This is a genomic window from Citrobacter sedlakii (genome assembly GCF_018128425.1).
Classification (GTDB): Bacteria; Pseudomonadota; Gammaproteobacteria; order Enterobacterales; family Enterobacteriaceae; genus Citrobacter_A; species Citrobacter_A sedlakii.
Map to the genome: position 1 here is coordinate 3,665,114 of NZ_CP071070.1, position 21,684 is coordinate 3,686,797.

The following is a 21,684-nucleotide window of genomic DNA, read 5'->3' on the forward strand; positions in this document are numbered from 1 at the left end:
ACGAGAAGGTTATCCATCGCAGGCCGGGTGAAGCGAAACCGCTACCCGGCCTTTTTATTGTCTGAAGGCGACGCCAGACGTTTTATCTGGCCGACAACGCAGACTGCCGTCTTATCGACTCTGCTTACGCAGCAGATAAATAAAGTATGGCGCGCCAATAAAGGTGGACAGTATTCCGGCCGGGATCTGATACGGGAACATCAGCATTCTGCCGCACCAGTCAGCAAACACCAGCAGTAATCCCCCCGCCAGGGCCGACATCACCATATGCGGCAGGGTGCGGCGAAAGCCCAGCATTCGCGCGATATGCGGCGCCATCAGCCCGACAAAACTTAACGGGCCGATGGTCATCGTCGCCGTGGCCGTCAGGCATGCCGCCAGCAGCAGCAGCGCAATACGCGACGGCGTCAGCGCCATCCCCACCGCCCGCGCGGTATCGCCACCCAAGGGTAAAATCGTCAACCAGCGACGGCACAGCGGCGCGATCGCCAGCAGAATCACCATCACCACGCCAGTTCGCAGCACCTGCTCTTCCGACGCGTTATAGGTTGACCCTGAAATCCAGGTCAGCACTTCCGCCATGCGCGGATCGCCGCTGGCCTGTAGCATCATCAGCAGCATCGTAAACGCCGTGCTGAGCGCCATCCCCGCCAGCAGCATCCGGTGAGGTGAAAAACCCCCGCGCCCGGCGGCAATCATAATGATCAACAGCGTCCCCGCTGCGCCGAGACTCCCGGCGGGCAGCAGCCAGCTAAACGCGTTGCCTGGCACCAGAAACAGCATCAGGACGACGCCAAACGCCGCACCGGAGCTGATCCCAAGCACTTCCGGACTCGCCATTGGGTTACCGGTCAGACGCTGGATAATACACCCCGCCACCGCCAGCATGACGCCGGCGATAAGCGCCGCCAGAATACGCGGCCAGCGCCACGGCATCAGTTCATCCAGCAGCGCCCCGCTCGCCCAACTCCAGCCATGGGCGTCGCGACCCAGCGAAAGCGCCACATACGCGCCAAGCAACAGAATGACCAGGCCCGCCAGCGCATAACCCGCCACGTGCTGGCGCTCTGCGGCCACGCGATTGCTGACGTTCATATCGGGCGCGCTCATACTGCGTAAACGCGGCAGTAGCCACAGCAGCAGCGGCGCGCCAATCAACGCCGTCACCGAACCGGTAGAGACCTCCATCCACACGCGGCTCAGCCAGATAATCACCTGATCGGAAAGCCAGAGGATCAACGCGCCGATCAGCGGCGCGAGAATCAGGCGCGGCAGCAGGCGTCGCGCGCCGAGCATTTTCGCCAGTAGCGGCGCAAACAGGCCAATAAAGCCGATGATCCCGACCGCGTTGACCAACAACGCGCTAAGCACTATCGCCAGCGTCAGAGCCGCCAGACGCGCCAGCGACAGCGCCAGGCCCAGATTACGCGCCACGCCGTCATCCAGCCCCATCAGCGTCAGCGGACGTAGCAGCAACAGCGTAAGCATCACGCCACCGAGCAGTTGCGGCCAAAGGCGCTGCACGCCGCTCCAGTCAGTCTGGGTCAACGTACCGGTGCTCCAGAGGAACATGCTTTGCAACTGATCGTGATGGAATAACACTAACAGCTGGTTAATCGCCCCGCAGTAGAGGCTTACCACCAGACCTGCGAGGATCAGCGTGACGGGTGAAAGGCGCTTACCCCACGCGACGCCAAATACCAGCGCGCCAACGATACACGCCCCGGTAAGCGCGGCAAACTGCGCCGCCATCGCTCCCGGAATCGCCCATAGCGTCGTTACCGTAATCCCCAACTGAGCGCCCGTCGCCACGCCGAGCGTGGTCGGTTCCGCCAGGGGGTTACGCAGCACCTGCTGGAACAACACGCCCACCAGACCCAGTCCGGCCCCCACCAGCAGAGAAATCACCAGCCGCGGCAGCAGGCTGTAGTGAAACATCATCTGTTCGATAACGTTGATATCCGGCGCCCACAACGCCTGCTGCCACTGGCTACGCGGCAGCGCGAGGGAAAGGTTTCCCCAGGTTAAGCCCGCCGCGATAACACACAGCAGAACCAGCAAAAAAGCCGGGAAGAACGCGATACGTTTACTCACGCTTTGCCTCCCAGCGCGTTATCGAGAATGCGTACAAAGTGCATTGTCGATAACGTTGCGCCATAAAACCACACTGCCGGCACGCGCTGGAAGCGCCCTTCGCGTACGAACGGCATCGCCCGCCATAGCGGCGTACGCATCAGCGTAGCCATCTCTTTAGTGTTGCCATGATCAAAACAGAGCACATCGGCATCTTTGTACGCGGCAAGGCGATCGATCCCCACCGCCGTGCTGCCCCAGAAGTTGGTTTCCCCCTGCCAGGCGTTGCGGATCCCGTACTCATCCAGCACCTCCTGGAACAAACAGTTCGGACCAAAGACCAGCATATGACGGGCATCGAGCAGGGTAATCAGTAGCAACGGACGCGTGCCTCGTTGAACGAAGCGCGGCTTTTTACTTTCGATAAACCGATCGAATTCACTGAGATGCCGGGCTGCCGCCGCGTCCAGATTCAGCAGTTGCGCCATCTCATTCAGCGACTTACGGGCCACCGCCAGGGGTTTATTGCCGTCGCTAAAGTTAAAACCGCGCCCGGGCGCGATGCGCGCCAGCTTCTCCGGGGACGGACCATAACCTGTCGACCAGAACATGTACGAAGGCTTCATTTCGGTTAGCAGTTCGAGATTAGGTTCGGTACGCAAACCAATATCGATGACCGACGCCGGGAGCGGCGGCTCGTTCACCCATAGCCGGTAGTTAGGAATATCTGCAACGCCATATGGCGTGATACCGAGCGCCAGCAGTAGCTCGACCGGCAGCCATTCCAGCGCCACAATGCGATGCGGATCAACAGATGCCGCACGCGCCTGGCTCATCTGCCAGATGAGCGGAGAGAGCGCCATCGCCGTTAATAAACGACGACGCGTTAATTGGTGTAATCCGTTCATTAATAAACAAAACTCACGGGAGCAGCACCGGTCGGATGCGGCAGAATACCCATCGGGATACCGTATATTTGCTCCAGCGTCTCGCTGCGCATCAGTCCGGCAGGTGTGCCCTGGGCTATCATTTCACCGCCGCGTAGCGCAACCAGGTAGTCGCAATAGCGCGCGGCCATGTTGATATCATGCAACACGGCAATGACCGTCAGACCACGCTGCTGACTTAAGCGGTGCACCAGCGCCAGCACATCCACCTGATGGGCAATATCCAGCGCCGAAGTCGGCTCATCGAGCAGCAGGCAGCGGCTGTCCTGCGCCACCAGCATCGCAATCCACGCGCGCTGACGTTCGCCGCCGGAGAGGCTGTCCACCAGACGATGCGCCAGCGGTTTTAAGCCCACCAGCGTAATGGCTTCCTCCACTTTTTCTCTGTCCGCTACGCCAAAACGCCCCAACGCCCCGTGCCACGGATAACGCCCAATCGCCACCAGTTCGCGGACGGTCATGCCCTCCGCCTGCGGCAACTGCTGTGGCAGATAAGCCACCTTTCGGGCGAAAGCTTTGCTGCTCCAGCTGTCCAACGGCTGATCGTCAAGGAGGATCTCCCCTTCGGACGGCGGCTGATGGCGACCCAGCATTTTCAGCAAGGTGGATTTACCGGAGCCGTTGTGACCGATCAGCCCCGTCACTTTCCCCACCGGGAAGGTTAACGACAGAGGATGCAGAAGCGTGCGCCCGGGAACGCGAAAGGCGACATCACGCAGTGCAAAAGTGGTATCGGGAAGAGGGGTGTGTTCCTGCATAGCGGCCAACTTGTAAAACGGGCACGCAAAGCGTGCCCAAAAGAGAAATTAGAAACGGAAGGTTGCAGTTGCAACGACCTGACGTTCCGCGCCCCAGAAGCAGCCATAAGTGTTAAAGCAGCTGGCGACATATTCGCGATCAAACAGGTTGTTCACATGCAGGGCGACATTCGACCCCGCCATGCCCACGCGTGCCAGGTCGTAACGGACCAGCGCATCCACCAGGGTATAGCTGCCGACTTTAAAGGAGTTCGCCGGATCGCCGTAGCTGGAGCTGGTATAGCGAACGCCAGTGCCCAGCGTCAGGCCGGAGAGCGGGCCGTCAAAGACCGTGTAGTCGCCCCATAGGGAAGCCATGTGTTTTGGCACCTGTGCCGGGGTGTTGCCTTTGTAGTTGGTGTCGGTGGTATATTCCGCATCAGTATAAGTATAAGAGCCTACCACGTTAACGCTGGCCGACAGCGCTGCTTTCGCTTCAATTTCCACGCCACGCGAGCGAATTTCACCGCCTTCAACCGAGAAGAATGAACCGTTCGGGTCAGCCATCAGGTTGTTGGTTTTGGTCAACTGGTAAACGGCGCCGGTGATAACGATCGGACGATCGTTCGGCACATACTTCACGCCCGCTTCGTACTGCTTACCTTTTGACGGCGCGAAGATGTTGCCATTTTGTCCAACCTGTGAAGCCGGTTCAAATGACTCGCTGTAGCTGAAGTATGGGGTTACGCCGTTATCAAACAGGTAGTTAACGCCGCCGCGCCAGGTGAACTGGTTATCATCACGCGAGTCCTGGACGCCTGTTTCACGGTTCAGGGAGTCCTGCTTCGCCCAGTCATAGCGACCGCCGAGGGTCACCAGCACTTTATCCCACTGCATCTGATCCTGCACGTACAGGCCGGTCTGCTTCTGTTTGTTCAGCACGCGGTAGGCGCCTGACGGGCCAGGATGCGCACCGAAGTCGAAGTCACCGCGGTCAAGGTTATAGATATCAGATGGCGTTACGGAACCGGCATAGCCAAACCAGGAATCGATATCGTTACGCATACGCATAAAGTCAACGCCGGTCAGCAGCGTGTGATCGACAGAGCCGGTGGCAAACTGACTCTGCAGTTGGGTATCCACCGCGAAGTTCTCCAGCTTCTCATTGTCGATAACATACTGACGGGTCAGGGTGTGGCCCCATTGCGACTGAGGAACGCTGGCGCACGGAGTATTTTTAAGCGCTGCTTCGTCTTTGGTATAGGCAGGGTCCGAGCACATGCCGTAACCGTAGACGCTGTTCTGCTCAACTTTGTTCTGCGCGTAACGCAGGTTCTGACGCACGGTAAAGGTATCGTTGAATTCGTGGTCGAAGCTGTAGCCCACCATCTTCTCGTTACGGGAATAGGTGTTGTTGTTCGCCCCTTCGTTGAAGTCGGTCGGCAGACGCTTACCGTTCGGCAGCGTGGATACCGTCCCCTCTTTCGGCAACCAGCCGTAATAACCGGTTTCCGGCTCGTTCTGGAAATACGAGAGGAAGGTGAAGTTGGTTTTATCATCCGGACGCCAGCTGAATGACGGCGCGATGGCGTAACGTTGTTCTTCCGCGCCCTGCTGCTGGGCATTCGCCGAGCGCGCCAGACCGGTTAAACGGTAAGAGTAAACGCCGTCATCATCCAGCGCGTCGCTGAAGTCGAAGCCGGTCTGGAACAGGCTGTCGGTGCCCATTTTAAACTGCACTTCTTTCAGCGGTTCGGTGGTGGGACGCTTACTGACCATATTCAGCAGGCCACCCGGGTTGCTCTTACCGTACAGGACGGAAACAGGACCGCGCATCACTTCTGCGCGTTCCAGCATGTAAGGGTCGATCACCGCGTCGTTATAGAAGTTACCCTGCATCTTCAGACCGTTCAGATAGTTATTCTGGCTTTGGCCGTCAGCAGCGAAACCGCGGATGATCAGATAATCATAGGTATTGGACGCGCCGCGAGTGCCGACAGCAACGCCTGGCGTATAGCTCAGCGCCTCTTTCACTGATTTAGGCTGATGCAGCGCCATCTCTTCCGCAGTGACCACTGAAATGGACTGCGGTACTTTTTGGATCGGGGTATCGGTTTTGGTCGCCGTGGCAGACTGTCGCGCCGCGATGGTCGCCGCCGGACCCCAGGCGCTTTCCTGCGGAGCAGGCGCAGCAGTTACGGTAATGGTTTCTTCTTTCGGTTGAACCGCCGCCTGTGCATAGACAGACATGCCGCTAACCGCTGTGGCTACTACAACTGCGATTTTACGCAGAGAGTATGTTGGCTGAGCAGTTTTATAACGCGCCATTGGTATATCTCTGATGGAAAGTGAATGATAACGTAAACGAGAATTATTATTATGACGGCAGAATAATATTCGAAACGCTGGCGAGATAGCAAGCAATACGCGTCCCTGGCAAAACTAAGGGGTTAAGAATTATCCAGATGAAAAGAAAGGGTTAAAACAAGCGCCCTGAGGTTAACAAAATGCTCAGGGCTCAGAGAGAACAAAGAGAGAGGTTTACCGATAATAAACCTCAAAGGTCGCTACAGCATCGACCTGTCCGCCCTTTATCGTACCGGTTTTGATATATCGGGCTTTAAGCGGAATGGTTACTGACTGGTCCTGAACCGTGTTACCTGTTGCGGTGTAGTCCCGATCAAACTGAAGCACCGTATCATTGTTGTCAAGAATCTGGATGCCAATGCCCTCAGCCGCATTTTCGCCTGTCGCAATAGAAAGCACATCCCCATCCTGCACGCCCGTTGAGCCTGACGTTGTGAAGCGATAATCAACCTTAATGCCCGCATCACACCGCTCAAGCTGAATTTTAAAACTGTCGTCAGAAACCACTTTCGAGAGATTGTTCGTAAAGTCGTGCGCCGTAATCGCCGCTAACGGTACCGTGATATTGTTTTCCATCAGTTGGCAAGTATTGGATTTAATATCGATTGTGGTTGCATTAAAGCGTAACTGACCGACGACTTTATCGTCGTATTTCCAGTCCGCGATCAGTTTACTGGTGTCGAGCACACCCGATGAAACAGGTCCGGTAACCACGAGCTGAACGGCAGCATGGAGAGTAATGGGATAGGCAGCATCTATTTTTTTAACCATGGCGCTTCCCATGTGCCAGGGGGTGATCAGGTTTTGAGCGCCTAACGCTTCATTCGGGAAATTAGCCCATGCAGCGCGAAAGCCAATTCCTGGAATGCCCGTTGCGTAAACCCCCTCAAGGGAACCCGTTGTAACCAGATCGGCGTCACTAAGTCCGCCGGTATATCCTTGATGAATATTGCCGTCAGCATCGCAGGCAACCGTTATTTGCGCACTGGTCAGTTCCTCGGAATAAAGAATTTGACCGACAGCGGCATCTTTACTGACGACCAGTGGCGGCAAGGTAAAGGTAACCTGCGCTGCATCAGGTCCACCCTGAGTAATGACACAGCTTGCCGTGGCGTAAAAACTCAGGCCATTGCCAGTAAGCACCAGCAGTGCAATGGCAAGTCCCCGTAAAATCCTCTCGCGTATTCTGTTCATCTTTTTACCTGCTCTGTAGGCATGCGACGGACGCCGTATAGATTCTGGCCTCCAGGGTTTCCGGCACAGTGACGCTTCCTTCACATTGCGTATCCGGCGTTTTTCCCCACTGGACGGTAAACCGCTGTGTCCCGTTTAAGCCCGTGACGTACGCTTCGCCGTCGTCACCGACAAGGGCTGTCGTCCCCTCCAGACTCAGCACCGCGCCGAAAGGCACTTTCCCCTGACCCAGGTTGAGCGTGAGCAGCGCGCGTTTTCCTTTACGCGCAGTGAAATCCGCTGCCACCGCTGCGCCTTTTGTCGGCGTGACATCAACCGAAGCATCCTGAATATCAATGTCATCGTGGCCAAGCGTGTTTACCGTTACGGTATTTCGTCGATAGTTGGTCAGCGTAGGGACAATCGCATTTCCCCAAAAATCGGTATAGATCCCCTGAGAATTCTGCACTTTCACATTGTCGCCATGATCAATATGAACGACTGCAAACGCATCCTGCAGCGACTGTCCGAGCGTGATGCCATGAGGATGGGCCACCACGGAGCCTTGTACGCCATAGCTCCACTGTTTCGTCTCTTTTTGATAGCTATAGCTGGTGTTGAACTCGCCATAGGAGGCGCGATAGCGAGAGGATAAATAGGCGCCATAACCTTTATCATGGTTAGCATAGGTTTGCTGCACGTTATAACTTAAGTTATTGTCTTGTAATAAGGTTCCACTGACGCCCACCTGATGGGAGGTTTCTCCGTGCCGGGTGCTGCTCAGATTGTATGTCGCCCAGGAATTAGCCATCCAGCGCGACAGCGGAACGGTAAAGCTCAATGACACTTGCTGATCGTTATCCGATGAGGGCGTCTTCGTCAGGCTGTAGTTCAGTGACCAATTGATCCCCTCCCAACTGCTGCTGTAGCCCATACTGATGCTACGTTCATGCCCGTCCATATCCCAGTAGTCTTGCTGGTAAGCATTGGCGTAAATCGATCCCCAATCATTGAGCGACTGAGAGAGATTTAACTGCAAGCGGCTACGGCGATTATTGGTGCTGCGATAGCTGTAAATATCATCTTCATCGTAGTCATCGTTACGCTGATCAAGCGCTTCCTGAAACGTGTAAAAACCCGATGTGGAATAGCGATAGCTGGCCAGGGTTAACGTGGTGTCGGTTACGGGAAAATCTTTGGCGTACTGGGCGCGCCAGGATTGCCCTTTCGCGTCATTGCTATCGTGATTAAATGCGGTTTTCGCCGTAGTAAAATCGAGAGAGAAGGAGCCGTACCCCTGGAGATCGGCGCCGATACCAAGCAGAGCCGCATGGTACATCGACGCGCCAAGTCCTCCACCGTAAACGGTGATGCCATACGGTAACCCGTAGATCAGCGTTGCCTGACCAAAACCGGGCTCTTCACCGTTATCGACATCACGGTACTTCCCGGCGGCAACGCTGTATTTCACCGCGCCGTCTCGTAACATAACGGGAACCGACGAACTCACCTGGATGAAACTGCGTTCCGTACCATCCGATTCCTGTACAGTCACCTCCAGGTCCGCGCCAGCCGTCACTTGCGAAAGGTCGTGAATTTCAAACGGTCCGGGGGAGACATTGGTCTGATAAATGGTGTACCCGTTTTGCTTAACCGTCACTTTTGCGTCGCTATTCGCAATGCCGCGAACCACGGGGGCAAATCCTTGCAAACTGCCTGGCAGCATACTTGTGTCCGTTTCCAGCTTCACGCCAGTCATCTGTACGCTGTCAAACAGCTCGCCATTTGTGTACGTTTGCCCTACCTCAAGCTGGCTTCTTAGCCACTTGATATCGCGTTCCAGCGTAGTACTAAGCGACTGCCATCCCTCTTCGTCACCCCAGTTACTGCTGTTCCGCAAGCGCCATGCGCCAAGATTGATACCCGAGTTCAAACTTGCCCAGTTAGAGATATTGCTCGTGCTATTTGAATGCTGACGAGAGCCGGAAAAATAATAGCTCGTCCACACAGCGGGCATTCCGTCATCCCAGGTTCTCGGGTTGCTGTCCCCTGCCAGGAGAAGATCCCGGTAAATTTGCGGAATGCGCAGCTGCAGCACATGTGTATCCTGATTAAAGTCATAACTCGCGTCAGGAATATATTGACTGATATCATCGACAAGCGCGTCATCGTCCAGGTGACTAAAGCTGGAAAGCGTGTCCACCTTAACGCCCAATTCACGGAGTTCACCTTTGGTCAACTCCGGAAGCAGTTTCTTTTTATCTTTGGAAAGCGTGTAATTAAGATTGCGAGCGTCGAGGCGCTGTTGGTCCCACACTATCGTTGTCAAATATTGGCCTGGCGATAAACCGTTATTTTTCAGATAGGCTTCCAGTGCGCCTGTATTCTCGAGCGGCGTATCCGTTTCAAGTACGCTGAGATTAAAATAATCTTCTGCAAAAACAGGGAAATTTAACGCCAGTATCGATAATGTGCACGCATTTAACGTAAATGCCCGAAGTTTGCGATATATAGCCATTATGACGCTCTCTAAATACAAGGTTCTCGAAAAAAATCATAAAGGCCGCTTTTGCACTTCCGTTTCAGATCCAAAGTCATTCATTGCAGACCACGCAACGTCCCCTTTTGCGCCCGCAGGTATCTCGAAAGATTGCTCGCTAAAGGGGGCCAACATCATGCTGAGCGCACTTGGCATATTTGAATTTCCTACCGGTTTAGCGTCACGCCCACCCACGGTTAGCTGTCCGAAAGTGATGAAAAAGGGAGAAGGATTTTTGACTGCCATACGATTACCGGTTCGCTTAAATACTAAGGATTTCCAGGCATCTCTTGCATCGCTATCGCTTAACCCCGCAGGGCGATAAAAAAGCTTCAGTTTCGTCTTTATGGCAAATTGCAGCATATTTTTATCGCGCATATTTTCCGGGATCGCAGAAACAGATTTCACATTTGTCATAAAAATGGACTCGCGATCCTGAGGCAGCGCGTTTTCATGTCCCGTATAAACAATATGCAGTAGGGTTTGTCGGTTTTCATCAATCTTATAAATGGGGGGCGTAATAACAAAGGGGGCTTTGCTATCGTCGAGGTTGCTCACCCAACTTTGTACGAGATAACGTTTATCGGTATCTTTATTTTTTAACGCTATCTGGACTTCCGCCTGCTTAGCGGGGTAGATGATGCGCGTTCCGCCCAACACGATACCTGCCATTGCGGAATGCGATAACATGTAGAAAATAAAAGCGTATATATAGCGAAAGTTATTCATACTCTTTTTCAGTCCGTTGAAAAAACTGGCCCGCCCTGGGCCAGCAAAACTATCCTTAACGATAGAGCAAGGTATAGGTTGTTTCAGCAGAGTAATCACCCACCGTTGGCGCTGTGCTTCCTACCTGAATGACTTCAGCGGTATAGTTAAAAGCAACGTTCGCGCTATTGGCCTTATCCAGTGATGAGTCGGGTTCTGAACCATCAAATTTCACATAACTACTGCTTCCCTCAGGCAACAAGCGAACCCCTAAGTTTTTAGCTTTACCAGTAGTTGTTAATACTTCATCGGAATAACCGTCGATGCGGGTGCCTTCGAATTTAACGTTCAGTTTGCTGATAGAAGCATCACATTCCGTCAGGGCGATTTCGACTTTTTGCGTGTCGCCCACCTTTTTATCGGCGCCAAAAGCAGTCGCGGACAAATCATTAAATGTCACCGTTCCGTTAGTTGCCGTCCCGTTGATATTAACGACACAACTATCATTAAGGATTTTGCCGCTAAACGTTATCGTTCCTGTATCAACAGCCATGGCTGGTGCAGAGAGCGCCGCGGTTAAACTGATTGCCAGCAGTGATAACACTGATTTTTTGCACATATAGCATTCCTTACTTATGCTCAATAATTGATAAAATGAATAAATACTGGAGAAAATAACAGATAAGGCGGACGTTACGGAGAACTCCATTACGCCTTCAATATTTACATTTACAGTTTCAATATTGAAAACAGCACATATCCTTTGCCTGAAAACCTCTCCTAAAAATATTATTATATTAAACCATGGGAATGAACACCCTACGGAATGAGGAAAACGACAAGATTATACGCAAATGCCTGTATTATCTAGGAAATAAAAAACCTGATTTTTATTTAAAACGAAATTAAGTTAAATTAAAATTCATGAAATAAATATAACTAATATTATATTTGACATTATCTAACCATTGACGCCGTTTGCTTTTATAAAAGAAAAAGCCAGATGTTATTCTGGCTTTTTCTCATGACATCAACGGACACAGCGTCGCGTTAGTTACCGCCAAACATATCTTTGATCCAACCAGCCACGCCGTCGCTGTCTTTCTCCTCTTCCTGTGGCGCCTGCTGCTGTTGCGGCTGCGGCTGCGGCTGAGAAGATTGATCGAACGGGTTACCTGACGGTTGCTGCTGTTGCAGCATTTCACCCTGTTGGCAAAGCGCGTCAGGATCGGTTGTCCACACCGGCAATGTACGCATCCCGCCGCTGCAAACAAAGTTGCCGTCATAGTCCACGCCCATATCAACGATATCTTCCGGCGGCGTTAAGGTCAGCGGCGTCGGCGTCTGATTCGCCAGATAGCGCTGGTAAATCGACATCGCCCCGCTCGCGCCATAGAGCTTCGTCGGCTGGTTGTTATCACGGCCGACCCAGGTAATCGTCACCTGACTACCGTCGATCCCGGCAAACCAGGTGTCCACGTTGTTATTGGTGGTCCCGGTTTTGCCCGCCAGATGCAGACCCGGATACTTCGCGCCAAGCTGGCGACCGGTACCGCGCTGGACAACCTGCTGCATCGTCCACAGCGTCATGTACGCCGCTTGCGCCGGAACGGCGCGCTCCGCCTGCGGGAAGCTTTGATACAGCACGGTGCCATCTTCCGCAATCACCGAACGCAACGCGGAGAGCGGCGCACGGTTACCGCCGCTGGCGATTGTCTGGAACGCTTGCGCCACTTCGACAGGCGTCAGGTTAAGCGCCCCCAGCAGCATGGCCGGAACCGGATGCAACTGATCTTTTGGTACGCCCAGTTTTGCCCAGGTGTCAGTCACCGCAGGCAGGCCCAGCGCCATCCCCAGATTCACCGTCGGCACGTTCATCGAACGCGTCAGGGCATCGACCAGCATTACTTTTCCGCTTTCGCTATAGCGACGGTCATCGTTCTGCGGCGACCAGACCTGGCCGTTTGGCTGACGCAGCGCAATCGGCGCATCAGCGATCCACGTATTCAGGCGATAAATCTTTGGCTGGCTCAGGGCGGTCAGATAAGTAGCCGGTTTTGCCAGAGAACCAATCGAACGGCGCGCCTGCATCGCACGGTTATAGCCCGCAAACTGCGGTTCTGCGCCGCCGACCATCGCGCGCACTTCGCCGCTGAAGCGGTCCACCACCACGATCGCGGTTTCGAGATCGCTCAGCTTACGCTGCTTTTTCAGTAGCGGAATGCCTTCCACCGCCGCTTTCTCGGCGGCATCCTGCGCCACGGAATCGAAGGTGGTGAAAATCTTCACGCCGGAGAGATCTTTCACCTTATCGCCGAGCTTCGCCTGCAGTTCCTGACGCACCATCTGCATGAATGCCGGCTGCGGCGAGATCACCCCACCACGCGGCTGCACGCCCAGCGGACGCGCGCTCAGCATATCGTACAGTTCCTGATCGATGATCTGCTGCTGTTGCAGCAGGCGCAGCACAAGGTTGCGACGCTCCAGCGCCAGCGTCGGGTTACGCCAAGGGTTATAAATGGACGCCCCTTTCACCATTCCGACCAGCAACGCCTGCTGATCAAGGCTTAACTCTTCCACCGGGCGGCCAAAGTAGTACAGACTCGCCAGCGGGAAGCCGCGGATTTCGTTATCGCCGCTCTGTCCGAGATACACCTCGTTCATATACAGCTCAAGGATGCGGTCTTTGCTGTAGCGGGCGTCCATCAGCAGCGCCATATAAGCTTCGTTGGCCTTACGCCAGTACGAACGCTCGCTGGTCAGGAACAGGTTTTTCACTAACTGTTGCGTCAGCGTACTTGCCCCCTGCACCGTCCGTCCGGCGGTCAGGTTCGCCAGAACCGCGCGGCCAATAGAGTACAGACTGACGCCGTCATGCTCGTAAAAGTGACGGTCTTCGGTCGCCAGCAGCGTATCCACCAGCAGATCCGGGAAGCCGCTGCGCGGCACAAACAGACGCTGCTCGCCGTTTGGCGAAGAGAGCATGGTGATCAGACGCGGATCGAGACGGAAAAACCCGAACTGGCGGTTATTATCCATGTTCACGATCGTATTCAGATGGCCGCCATCAAAGGTCAAGCGCGCGCGCACCTGCCCCTCTTTGCTGTCCGGGAAATCAAACGGACGGCGGATCATTTCAATGCTGTTGGCCTGCACGGTAAACTCGCCGGGACGCGTCATCTTCGTCACCTGGCGATACTGCGTCGCTTCCAGCAGCCGCACCATTTCGTTCTTGCTGACCGGCATTTCCGGCTCGAGATTCACCATCCGGCCATAAACGGCCGCGGGCAATTGCCAGACTTTGCCATCAATACGACTGCGGATTTTTTGATCCAGATAAACGCCGTAAATGGCGAACAGCACCAGAAAAACAATCGCTATTTTCAGCAGCAGCCACAACCAGCCGCGCTTACCACGAGGCTTACGCCCTTTGCCCTTACCTTTACGCGGCATCGGTTCTTCATCCTCATAGTCATCATCATAATCGTCGTCGTACTCATTATCTCTGAGTTGGCGACGGCTCACCTTTTGTTTCACCGGACGCGAGGGTTTCCCTTTGCGTCCAATCGGCTCGCGGTCATTCCCGGCCATGTTTTTTCTCCGCAACGTTCAGGCGCAAAGGCCCGATTTTCAGTTCTTCTGTCACCCGACAGAAGAAGAAATCTCTCAATTTATCGCTCGCTGTTTTACCAGATAACGCTTTGCTTACCGGCTTACAGAGGACATTCGTCCCACTATGAATACTTTTTGGTACGCCGCGTGGGCGCGGTATTCGCCGGGTCGTCAGGCCAGACATGTTTGGGGTAGCGTCCTTTCATCTCTTTTTGTACCTCGCGATACGCCCCCTGCCAGAACGCGCTTAAATCACGCGTAATCTGTAAGGGCCGCTGGGCGGGCGATAAGAGTTCCAGTACCAACGGCACGCGCCCTTCGGCGATGGTCGGCGTACTGGCCTCGCCAAACATTTCCTGCATTCGGACCGCCAACGCGGGCGGGTTATCCTCATGATAACGAATGGCTATCCGACTTCCTGTCGGCACAGTGTAATGTGTGGGCAGCGAACTCACCAGACGTTGCTGCAGAGGATAGTCGAGCAGTCCCAGCAAAGCCTGATGAATATTCAGCGATTTCAGATTTTTTAACGAATGCACACCGGCCATATGCGGCAGTAACCAGCGCTCAAGATTCGCCTGTAGCGTCTGATCGTCCACCGCAGGCCAGTCATATTCCGGCAGCCACTTCGCCGCACACTGCAAACGCAGACGCAACTGCACCGCTTCCGGCGTCCAGTTGAGCACATCCAGCCCCCTGTCGCGGATCCCGTTCAGCATCGCCAGATGCAGCTCGTCTTCCGAGGGTTTCGCCAACGGCTGTACTTTCACCGTCAGTTGTCCGATGCGCATCCTGCGCCACGCTTTGAGCGTCCCCTGCGCCTCATCCCATTCAATCGTGTCCGACTGCTGCAACAGTTCCGGACATTGCCGGACAAGCGCGTCGATGTCCAGCGGCAACGCCAGCAGGATCCGCGCGTCCGGCGACGCACTGCCCTGCAGCAAGAGCGGGGCGATCAGCCATTCATGACGTCCCAGCGCATCATCGGCGTCCAGCACTGCGCCCATGCCGTTTGCCAGTTGATAACGTCCGTCCAGGCCGCGCCGTCGCGCCACGCGATCGGCAAAGGCGTACGCCAGCAATGGCGCGATCCGCGAGACGTCCGCGACGCCGCGGCGGCTATTCAGGCGTTTCAACAGTTGCTGGCTGCGCTGCTGCCAGGCGGGCTGGTGGCGTGAAAACGCTACGCCAAGATCGGTATTGCCTCCGCGCGGCGGCTCTTCGAGGATCGCCGCAAGCTGGGCGGCGGTTGCGGCGGCGTCGGGATCGGAAGCGCTCACTAACATAGCAGCCAGCCGCGGGTCGTTGCCCAACGCCGCCATCTTTTGCCCTCTTGCGCTCAGGCGTTCGCCATCCAACGCGCCCAGCATCTGTAACAGCCGTTTCGCCGCCTGTAAGTGTATCGCGGGCGGCAGATCCAGCCAGGTTAACTGTGCGGGATCGCTGCATCCCCATTGCAACAGCTCCATCAGCAGGCCGGAGAGATCGCTATGCAGGATTTCGGGATCCCCTTGCGCAGCGGCGCGTTCCGCCTGTTCTTTGGCGATCAGATGCAGGCAAATGCCCGGCGCCAGACGTCCGGCGCGACCGGCACGCTGGGTCATTGACGCCTGACTGACGCGCTGCGTAATCAGCCGGGTCAGCCCAGTACGCGCGTCAAATCTGGCGACACGCTCCTGGGCGCAATCGACCACCAGTCGAATGCCTTCGATGGTCAGACTGGTTTCGGCGATATTGGTCGCCAGCACCACTTTACGCATTCCCGGCGGCGCAGGCAGGATCGCCGTACGCTGGGCATTCAGCGACAGCGCGCCATACAGCGGACAGAGAAGGACATCGCTGCCGACACGCGCGCTCAGATGTTCCTGTACGCGCTGGATCTCGCCGACGCCGGGTAAAAACAACAGCAGCGATCCCGGTTCCTGGCGCAGCAGTTCGGCGGTGGCGACGGCAACGGCCTCATCAAAACGCAGTTGCGCCGCCAGGGGGTGATAACGGCGCTCAACGGGGTAAGCTCGCCCTTCGGACACCACCACCGGCGCATCCGGCAGACGCTGCCGCAGGCGATCGTTATCCAGCGTGGCGGACATGATCAGCAGCGTCAGGTCGTCGCGCAGCCCCTGCTGCACATCAAGCAACAGCGCCAGCGCCAGATCCGCCTGCAGACTGCGCTCGTGGAATTCATCAAGGATCACCAGGCTGACGCCGCTTAGCTCCGGGTCGCGTTGTATCATTCGCGTCAGCACCCCTTCGGTGACCACCTCCAGCCGCGTGGTTGGCCCCACGCAGGATTGCGCGCGCATCCGGTATCCCACCGTTTCGCCGGGCTTTTCGTTCAACAGCTCCGCCAGCCGCTGCGCCACATTACGCGCCGCCAGACGACGCGGCTCAAGCAGGATAATCCGCCCGTCAAAGCGTTGATGGGAAAGAAACTGCAGCGGCAGCCAGGTGGATTTACCGGCGCCGGTCGGCGCGCTCAGCAGAACCTGCGGCGCAGAATCCAGTGCGGCAAGCAGTTCAGGCAGTACGGCGGCAACAGGCAATGACGTCACAAATGGCTCCAGAGGGTTAACATTCTTCGCGCTGCATTGTAGCATCGCGTTAATTCATAACCGAGTACCGAAGATGTCTGAGCCGAAACGGCTGTTCTTTGCCATTGAGCTGCCCGCTGACGCGCGCGCGCAAATCGTTCACTGGCGCGCGGCGCACTTTGCACCCGAGGCGGGGCGACCCGTAGCGGCCGACAACCTGCACGTAACGCTGGCGTTTTTAGGCGACGTTAGCGCCGACAAACAACAGGCGTTAGCTACGCTGGCCGGACGCATTCGCCAGCCTGCTTTCACGCTGACGCTGGACGATGCGGGGCAATGGCTGCGCTCCCGGGTGGTCTGGCTCGGAACGCGCCAGTCGCCGCGGGGTTTACTGCAACTGGCCAATATGCTGCGCGCCCAGGCCGCGCGCAGCGGCTGCTACCAAAGCCCGCAGCCGTTTCATCCGCACGTAACTTTGCTGCGCGACGCCAGTCATGCGGTCGCCATTCCCGCGCCCGGTTTTTGTTGGTCGTTTCCGGTAACTGAGTTTACGCTTTACGCCTCCTCGTTCACCCGGGGACGAACCCGATACACGCCGTTGCAGCGCTGGACGCTCAGCGAATAATTTAAGGACACGCGTGATGCAGTTTTCTCCCCCCCTCCAGCGCGCCACGCTGGTTAAGCGTTACAAACGTTTTTTAGCCGATGTGATCACACCCGACGGAACCGAACTCACGTTACACTGCCCAAATACTGGCGCAATGACCGGTTGCGCAGAACCCGGGGACACCGTCTGGTATTCGACGTCAGAAAATACTAAACGCAAATATCCGCATACCTGGGAATTAACTGAAACCCAAAATGGCGCGCTTATTTGTGTTAACACATTATGGGCGAACAGGCTGACGAAAGAGGCTCTGGAACAAGGCAGGGTTTCAGAACTTTCAGGATACAGTACCCTGAAAAGCGAAGTAAAATACGGCGCCGAACGAAGCCGCATCGATTTTATGTTACAGGCAGATTTCCGGCCTGACTGCTATATTGAAGTGAAATCGGTAACGCTGGCGGAAAAGGATTTCGGTTTTTTTCCCGATGCCATCACTGAACGAGGTCAGAAACATCTTCGGGAATTGATGAGCGTAGCGGCTGAGGGCAAACGCGCCGTGATTTTTTTCGCCGTTCTGCATTCCGCCATTACACGGTTTTCACCTGCGCGCCATATTGACGCGAAATACGCGCAACTATTGATTGAGGCACAGCGTAAGGGGGTAGAAATTCTGGTTTATAAAGCGGAACTTTCTGCCGGGAGTATGACTCTTAATGAGCCATTACCCATTACTTTTTAGTGATGTAAAATTTTGGTTATTTAGTATTCTGGTCGCGTGCGCAAATACGCTTTTCCTCACAGGGTTGTCAAGTGTTACGTTTAGTTAATTGCTATCCGGAAAAGCATCTGCTATTTATAGCGACCTGATTTTTCCCCCGAACATGGGGATCGATAGTGCGTGTTAAGGAGAAGCAACATGCAAGAAGGGCAAAACCGTAAAACATCGTCCCTGAGTATTCTCGCCATCGCTGGGGTGGAGCCGTACCAGGAGAAACCGGGCGAAGAGTATATGAACGAAGCCCAGCTGTCGCACTTCAGGCGTATTCTTGAAGCATGGCGTAATCAACTTAGGGATGAAGTCGATCGCACCGTTACTCATATGCAGGACGAAGCTGCCAACTTCCCTGACCCGGTAGACCGTGCCGCGCAGGAAGAAGAGTTCAGCCTTGAGCTGCGTAACCGTGACCGTGAGCGCAAACTGATCAAAAAGATCGAGAAAACGCTGAAGAAGGTTGAAGATGAAGATTTCGGCTACTGCGAATCCTGCGGTGTGGAAATCGGTATTCGTCGCCTGGAAGCGCGTCCGACAGCCGATCTCTGCATCGACTGCAAAACGCTGGCTGAAATTCGCGAAAAACAGATGGCGGGTTAACCCCCACCGTTTGATCACGTTTACACCAGGCGGGGACTTCCCCGCCTTTTCATTTGTCCGTAACGATGACTGACTCACACTATATTGGCCGCTTCGCCCCTTCCCCTTCCGGCGCACTGCATTTTGGCTCCCTGATTGCCGCGCTCGGCAGTTATTTACAGGCGCGCGCCCAAAACGGCATCTGGCGCGTACGCATCGAAGATATCGATCCTCCTCGTGAAGTTCCCGGTGCCGCTGACACCATTCTGCGCCAGCTGGAACATTACGGTCTGCACTGGGATGGCGAAATACTCTGGCAATCCCGTCGCCATGAGGCGTATCGCGAGGCGCTCGCCTGGCTGCGCGATCACGGGTTGAGCTATTACTGCACCTGCCCCCGCGCGCGCATTCAACGCATCGGCGGTATTTATGACGGCCACTGCCGCGACAAGCATAACGGGCCGGATCAGGCAGCGGTACGCATCAGGCAACGTCATCCGGTCACCCGCTTTCACGATCGCCTGCGCGGTGATATTCAGGCCGACAAACGGCTGGCGCAGGAAGATTTTATTATTCATCGCCGGGATGGGTTGTTTGCCTATAACCTGGCGGTGGTGGTGGACGACCATTTCCAGGGCGTCACGGAAATCGTGCGCGGCGCCGATCTCATCGAACCAACGGTTCGACAAATTTCGCTCTACCAGTTGTTCGGCTGGACAGTGCCCGACTATATTCATTTGCCGCTGGCGCTGAATGCGCAGGGCGCAAAACTGTCTAAACAAAATCATGCGCCTGCTTTGCCGCAGGGCGACCCGCGTCCCGTCCTCATTGACGCGCTGCGCTTCCTCGGACAGCGTATTGCGCCAGACTGGCAGGCCATGCCAGTGGAGGCGATTCTTCAGTTCGCCACAGAGAACTGGCGCCTGGCAGACGTGACGGAATCGGCATCTGTAAATCCGCCATTCTCAAACGCGTCGTGCTGAGCTATGATTAGCCGCTATTTTTGCTCGTTGTCTTTCGCATTTTCATAATCCGAAAGCCCGCGGGTAAATTGATTTGATTGATGATTGACACTACCGAGGTGCACTATTTTTACCCGAGTCGCTAATTTTTGCCGCAAGGTGCTAAGCCGCGAGGAGAGCGAGGCAGACACTGCCGTCGCCCGTCCACATATGACGGTCATCCCACGCGAGCAGCACGCTATTTCCCGCAAAGATATCAGTGAAAATGCCCTGAAGGTAATGTACAGGCTCAACAAAGCGGGATATGAAGCATGGCTGGTTGGCGGCGGCGTCCGCGACCTGTTGCTGGGCAAAAAACCCAAAGATTTCGACGTGACCACCAACGCGACGCCGGATCAGGTACGCAAACTGTTCCGCAACTGTCGCCTGGTCGGTCGCCGATTCCGTCTGGCGCACGTGATGTTTGGTCCGGAAATTATTGAAGTCGCCACCTTCCGCGGTCACCACGAAGGCAGCGAGAGCGATCGCACGACCTCCCAACGTGGGCAAAACGGTATGCTGCTGCGCGACAATATTTTCGGCTCCATTGAAGAGGACGCCCAGCGCCGCGACTTTACCATTAACAGCCTGTATTACAGCGTCGCTGACTTTACTGTCCGTGATTACGTGGGCGGTATGAAGGATTTACAGGACGGCGTCATCCGTCTGATCGGCAATCCGGAAACCCGCTACCGTGAAGATCCGGTGCGGATGCTGCGCGCGGTGCGTTTCGCCGCCAAGCTGGACATGCGCATCAGCCCGGAAACCGCAGAGCCGATCCCGCGTCTGGCGACGCTGCTGAACGACATTCCGCCAGCCCGTCTGTTTGAAGAGTCGCTGAAGCTGCTCCAGGCAGGCTACGGCTACGAGACCTATCTTAAGCTGCGCGAATACAGCCTGTTCCAGCCGCTGTTCCCGACCATTACCCGCTATTTCACCGAAAACGGCGACAGCCCAATGGAGCGCATCATCGCCCAGGTGCTGAAGAACACCGATAACCGTATTCACAACGACATGCGGGTGAACCCGGCGTTCCTGTTTGCCGCCATGTTCTGGTACCCGTTACTGGAGATGGCGCAGAAAATCGCCCAGGAAAGCGGCCTGGCCTACTACGACGCATTCGCTCTGGCAATGAATGACGTGCTGGATGAGGCCTGCCGTTCGCTGGCGATTCCAAAACGCCTGACCTCGCTGACCCGTGATATCTGGCAGCTTCAGCTACGGATGTCCCGCCGTCAGGGAAAACGCGCGTGGAAGCTCATGGAACATCCGAAATTCCGTGCGGCTTACGATCTGCTGGCGCTGCGCGCCGAAGCGGAAAAAAGCGCCGAGCTGCAACGCCTGGCACAATGGTGGGGCGAATTCCAGGTCTCTGCGCCGCCAGAGCAGAAGGGCATGCTCAACGAACTGGATGAAGATCCGATGCCACGCCGCCGCAATCGTCGCCCGCGCAAACGCGCCCCGCGTCGCGAGGGTACCGCGTGACCCTCGCTTATATCGCGCTTGGCAGCAACCTGGCCTCCCCCCTGGAACAGGTCAATGCTGCCATAAAATCGATTGGCGACATTCCGCAGAGCCGGATTGTCGCCGTCTCCTCTTTTTACCGCACTGCGCCCTTAGGTCCCCAGGATCAGCCGGATTACCTGAACGCGGCGGTCGCGCTGGACACCGACCTTGCGCCGGAGACTCTGCTCGATCATACCCAACGGATTGAACTGCAGCAGGGGCGCGTACGCAAAGCCGAGCGCTGGGGTCCGCGCACGTTGGATCTCGACATTATGCTGTTTGGCGATCGTGTCATTCAGACCGAGCGCCTGACTGTTCCCCATTACGATATGCACAACCGCGGCTTTATGCTTTGGCCGCTGTTTGAGATTGCGCCCGATCTGCGGTTTCCGGATGGAAAATCGTTACAACAACGCCTCGTCGAACTCGGCGAAGAAAAACCCGAACGCGGGTAAATCCCCCTCCCCTTTAGCGTTTACTGCTTTCACGCCAATCGATTGCTTAAAACAATTGCCCCCCTGAATGTGACTGT

16 protein-coding genes are annotated in these 21,684 nt (G+C 55.7%); 6 read left to right on the plus strand and 10 right to left on the minus strand.

All coding sequences use genetic code 11. The features are described from left to right. Positions 1-111 precede the first annotated feature (111 nt). From fhuB to hrpB, 10 genes are all read right to left on the minus strand, one after another. The gene (gene fhuB, locus JY391_RS17560; protein ID WP_211934741.1) at positions 112-2,094 is read right to left on the minus strand and encodes a Fe(3+)-hydroxamate ABC transporter permease FhuB; all 1,983 of its coding nucleotides are present in this window, start codon (positions 2,092-2,094) and stop codon (positions 112-114) included. Next, entirely contained in the window at positions 2,091-2,981 is an 891-nt protein-coding gene (gene fhuD, locus JY391_RS17565; RefSeq protein WP_060570026.1) for a Fe(3+)-hydroxamate ABC transporter substrate-binding protein FhuD, read from the minus strand. The genes fhuB and fhuD overlap by 4 nt, the downstream gene beginning before the upstream one ends. Then, positions 2,981-3,778, minus strand: a complete 798-nt coding sequence (gene fhuC / locus JY391_RS17570) for a Fe3+-hydroxamate ABC transporter ATP-binding protein FhuC (RefSeq protein ID WP_042289917.1) — start codon at positions 3,776-3,778, stop codon at positions 2,981-2,983. Before fhuC ends, fhuD begins: the two co-directional genes overlap by 1 nt. Before the next feature lie 48 nt (positions 3,779-3,826). After that, entirely contained in the window at positions 3,827-6,085 is a 2,259-nt protein-coding gene (gene fhuA / locus JY391_RS17575; RefSeq protein ID WP_211934742.1) for a ferrichrome porin FhuA, read from the minus strand. A gap of 213 nt (positions 6,086-6,298) precedes the next feature. Continuing rightward, entirely contained in the window at positions 6,299-7,318 is a 1,020-nt protein-coding gene (locus JY391_RS17580) for a fimbrial protein (protein WP_211934743.1), read from the minus strand. Between the two features lie 4 nt (positions 7,319-7,322). After that, positions 7,323-9,815, minus strand: a complete 2,493-nt coding sequence (locus tag JY391_RS17585; protein ID WP_211934744.1) for a fimbria/pilus outer membrane usher protein — start codon at positions 9,813-9,815, stop codon at positions 7,323-7,325. 36 nt (positions 9,816-9,851) lie between these two features. Beyond that, a complete protein-coding gene (locus tag JY391_RS17590; protein ID WP_211934745.1) occupies positions 9,852-10,565 on the minus strand; it encodes a fimbrial biogenesis chaperone in 714 nt (237 codons plus the stop codon). A gap of 55 nt (positions 10,566-10,620) precedes the next feature. Continuing rightward, complete coding sequence (locus JY391_RS17595) at positions 10,621-11,163, minus strand: fimbrial protein (RefSeq protein WP_181821948.1); 543 nt, start codon at positions 11,161-11,163, stop codon at positions 10,621-10,623. 431 nt (positions 11,164-11,594) lie between these two features. Next, on the minus strand, positions 11,595-14,135 hold the full coding sequence (mrcB, locus tag JY391_RS17600) for a bifunctional glycosyl transferase/transpeptidase (protein ID WP_211934746.1): 2,541 nt from the start codon (positions 14,133-14,135) through the stop codon (positions 11,595-11,597). A 143-nt stretch (positions 14,136-14,278) separates the two neighbouring features. Further along, the gene (gene hrpB / locus JY391_RS17605; RefSeq protein ID WP_211934747.1) at positions 14,279-16,708 is read right to left on the minus strand and encodes an ATP-dependent helicase HrpB; all 2,430 of its coding nucleotides are present in this window, start codon (positions 16,706-16,708) and stop codon (positions 14,279-14,281) included. A gap of 73 nt (positions 16,709-16,781) precedes the next feature. Between hrpB and thpR the strand changes: the two genes are divergently transcribed. The 6 genes from thpR to folK all read left to right on the plus strand — a co-directional run bounded on the left by thpR (position 16,782) and on the right by folK (position 21,607). Next, entirely contained in the window at positions 16,782-17,312 is a 531-nt protein-coding gene (thpR, locus tag JY391_RS17610) for an RNA 2',3'-cyclic phosphodiesterase (RefSeq protein WP_060570020.1), read from the plus strand. A 16-nt stretch (positions 17,313-17,328) separates the two neighbouring features. After that, positions 17,329-18,033, plus strand: coding sequence for a DNA/RNA nuclease SfsA (sfsA, locus tag JY391_RS17615; RefSeq protein ID WP_211935818.1), 705 nt, complete (start codon positions 17,329-17,331; stop codon positions 18,031-18,033). 177 nt (positions 18,034-18,210) lie between these two features. Further along, positions 18,211-18,666, plus strand: coding sequence for an RNA polymerase-binding protein DksA (gene dksA / locus JY391_RS17620; RefSeq protein ID WP_003829221.1), 456 nt, complete (start codon positions 18,211-18,213; stop codon positions 18,664-18,666). A gap of 65 nt (positions 18,667-18,731) precedes the next feature. Further along, positions 18,732-19,628 carry a tRNA glutamyl-Q(34) synthetase GluQRS gene (gene gluQRS / locus JY391_RS17625; RefSeq protein ID WP_211934748.1) on the plus strand — a complete coding sequence of 299 codons (897 nt, stop codon included), beginning with the start codon at positions 18,732-18,734 and terminating at the stop codon, positions 19,626-19,628. 105 nt (positions 19,629-19,733) lie between these two features. Beyond that, the gene (gene pcnB, locus JY391_RS17630; protein WP_204375587.1) at positions 19,734-21,131 is read left to right on the plus strand and encodes a polynucleotide adenylyltransferase PcnB; all 1,398 of its coding nucleotides are present in this window, start codon (positions 19,734-19,736) and stop codon (positions 21,129-21,131) included. Further along, entirely contained in the window at positions 21,128-21,607 is a 480-nt protein-coding gene (folK, locus tag JY391_RS17635; protein ID WP_211934749.1) for a 2-amino-4-hydroxy-6-hydroxymethyldihydropteridine diphosphokinase, read from the plus strand. Before pcnB ends, folK begins: the two co-directional genes overlap by 4 nt. Positions 21,608-21,684 lie beyond the last annotated feature (77 nt).

What these genes read in the sequence shown, in the direction of transcription:
- fhuD (WP_060570026.1), bottom strand. Translation starts at nt 2,981, where the DNA reads ATGAACGGATTACACCAATTAACGCGTCGTCGTTTATTAACGGCGATG.
- fhuC (WP_042289917.1), bottom strand. Translation starts at nt 3,778, where the DNA reads ATGCAGGAACACACCCCTCTTCCCGATACCACTTTTGCACTGCGTGAT.
- fhuA (WP_211934742.1), bottom strand. Translation starts at nt 6,085, where the DNA reads ATGGCGCGTTATAAAACTGCTCAGCCAACATACTCTCTGCGTAAAATC.
- JY391_RS17580 (WP_211934743.1), bottom strand. Translation starts at nt 7,318, where the DNA reads ATGAACAGAATACGCGAGAGGATTTTACGGGGACTTGCCATTGCACTG.
- JY391_RS17585 (WP_211934744.1), bottom strand. Translation starts at nt 9,815, where the DNA reads ATGGCTATATATCGCAAACTTCGGGCATTTACGTTAAATGCGTGCACA.
- JY391_RS17590 (WP_211934745.1), bottom strand. Translation starts at nt 10,565, where the DNA reads ATGAATAACTTTCGCTATATATACGCTTTTATTTTCTACATGTTATCG.
- JY391_RS17595 (WP_181821948.1), bottom strand. Translation starts at nt 11,163, where the DNA reads ATGTGCAAAAAATCAGTGTTATCACTGCTGGCAATCAGTTTAACCGCG.
- mrcB (WP_211934746.1), bottom strand. Translation starts at nt 14,135, where the DNA reads ATGGCCGGGAATGACCGCGAGCCGATTGGACGCAAAGGGAAACCCTCG.
- thpR (WP_060570020.1), top strand. Translation starts at nt 16,782, where the DNA reads ATGTCTGAGCCGAAACGGCTGTTCTTTGCCATTGAGCTGCCCGCTGAC.
- sfsA (WP_211935818.1), top strand. Translation starts at nt 17,329, where the DNA reads ATGCAGTTTTCTCCCCCCCTCCAGCGCGCCACGCTGGTTAAGCGTTAC.
- dksA (WP_003829221.1), top strand. Translation starts at nt 18,211, where the DNA reads ATGCAAGAAGGGCAAAACCGTAAAACATCGTCCCTGAGTATTCTCGCC.
- gluQRS (WP_211934748.1), top strand. Translation starts at nt 18,732, where the DNA reads ATGACTGACTCACACTATATTGGCCGCTTCGCCCCTTCCCCTTCCGGC.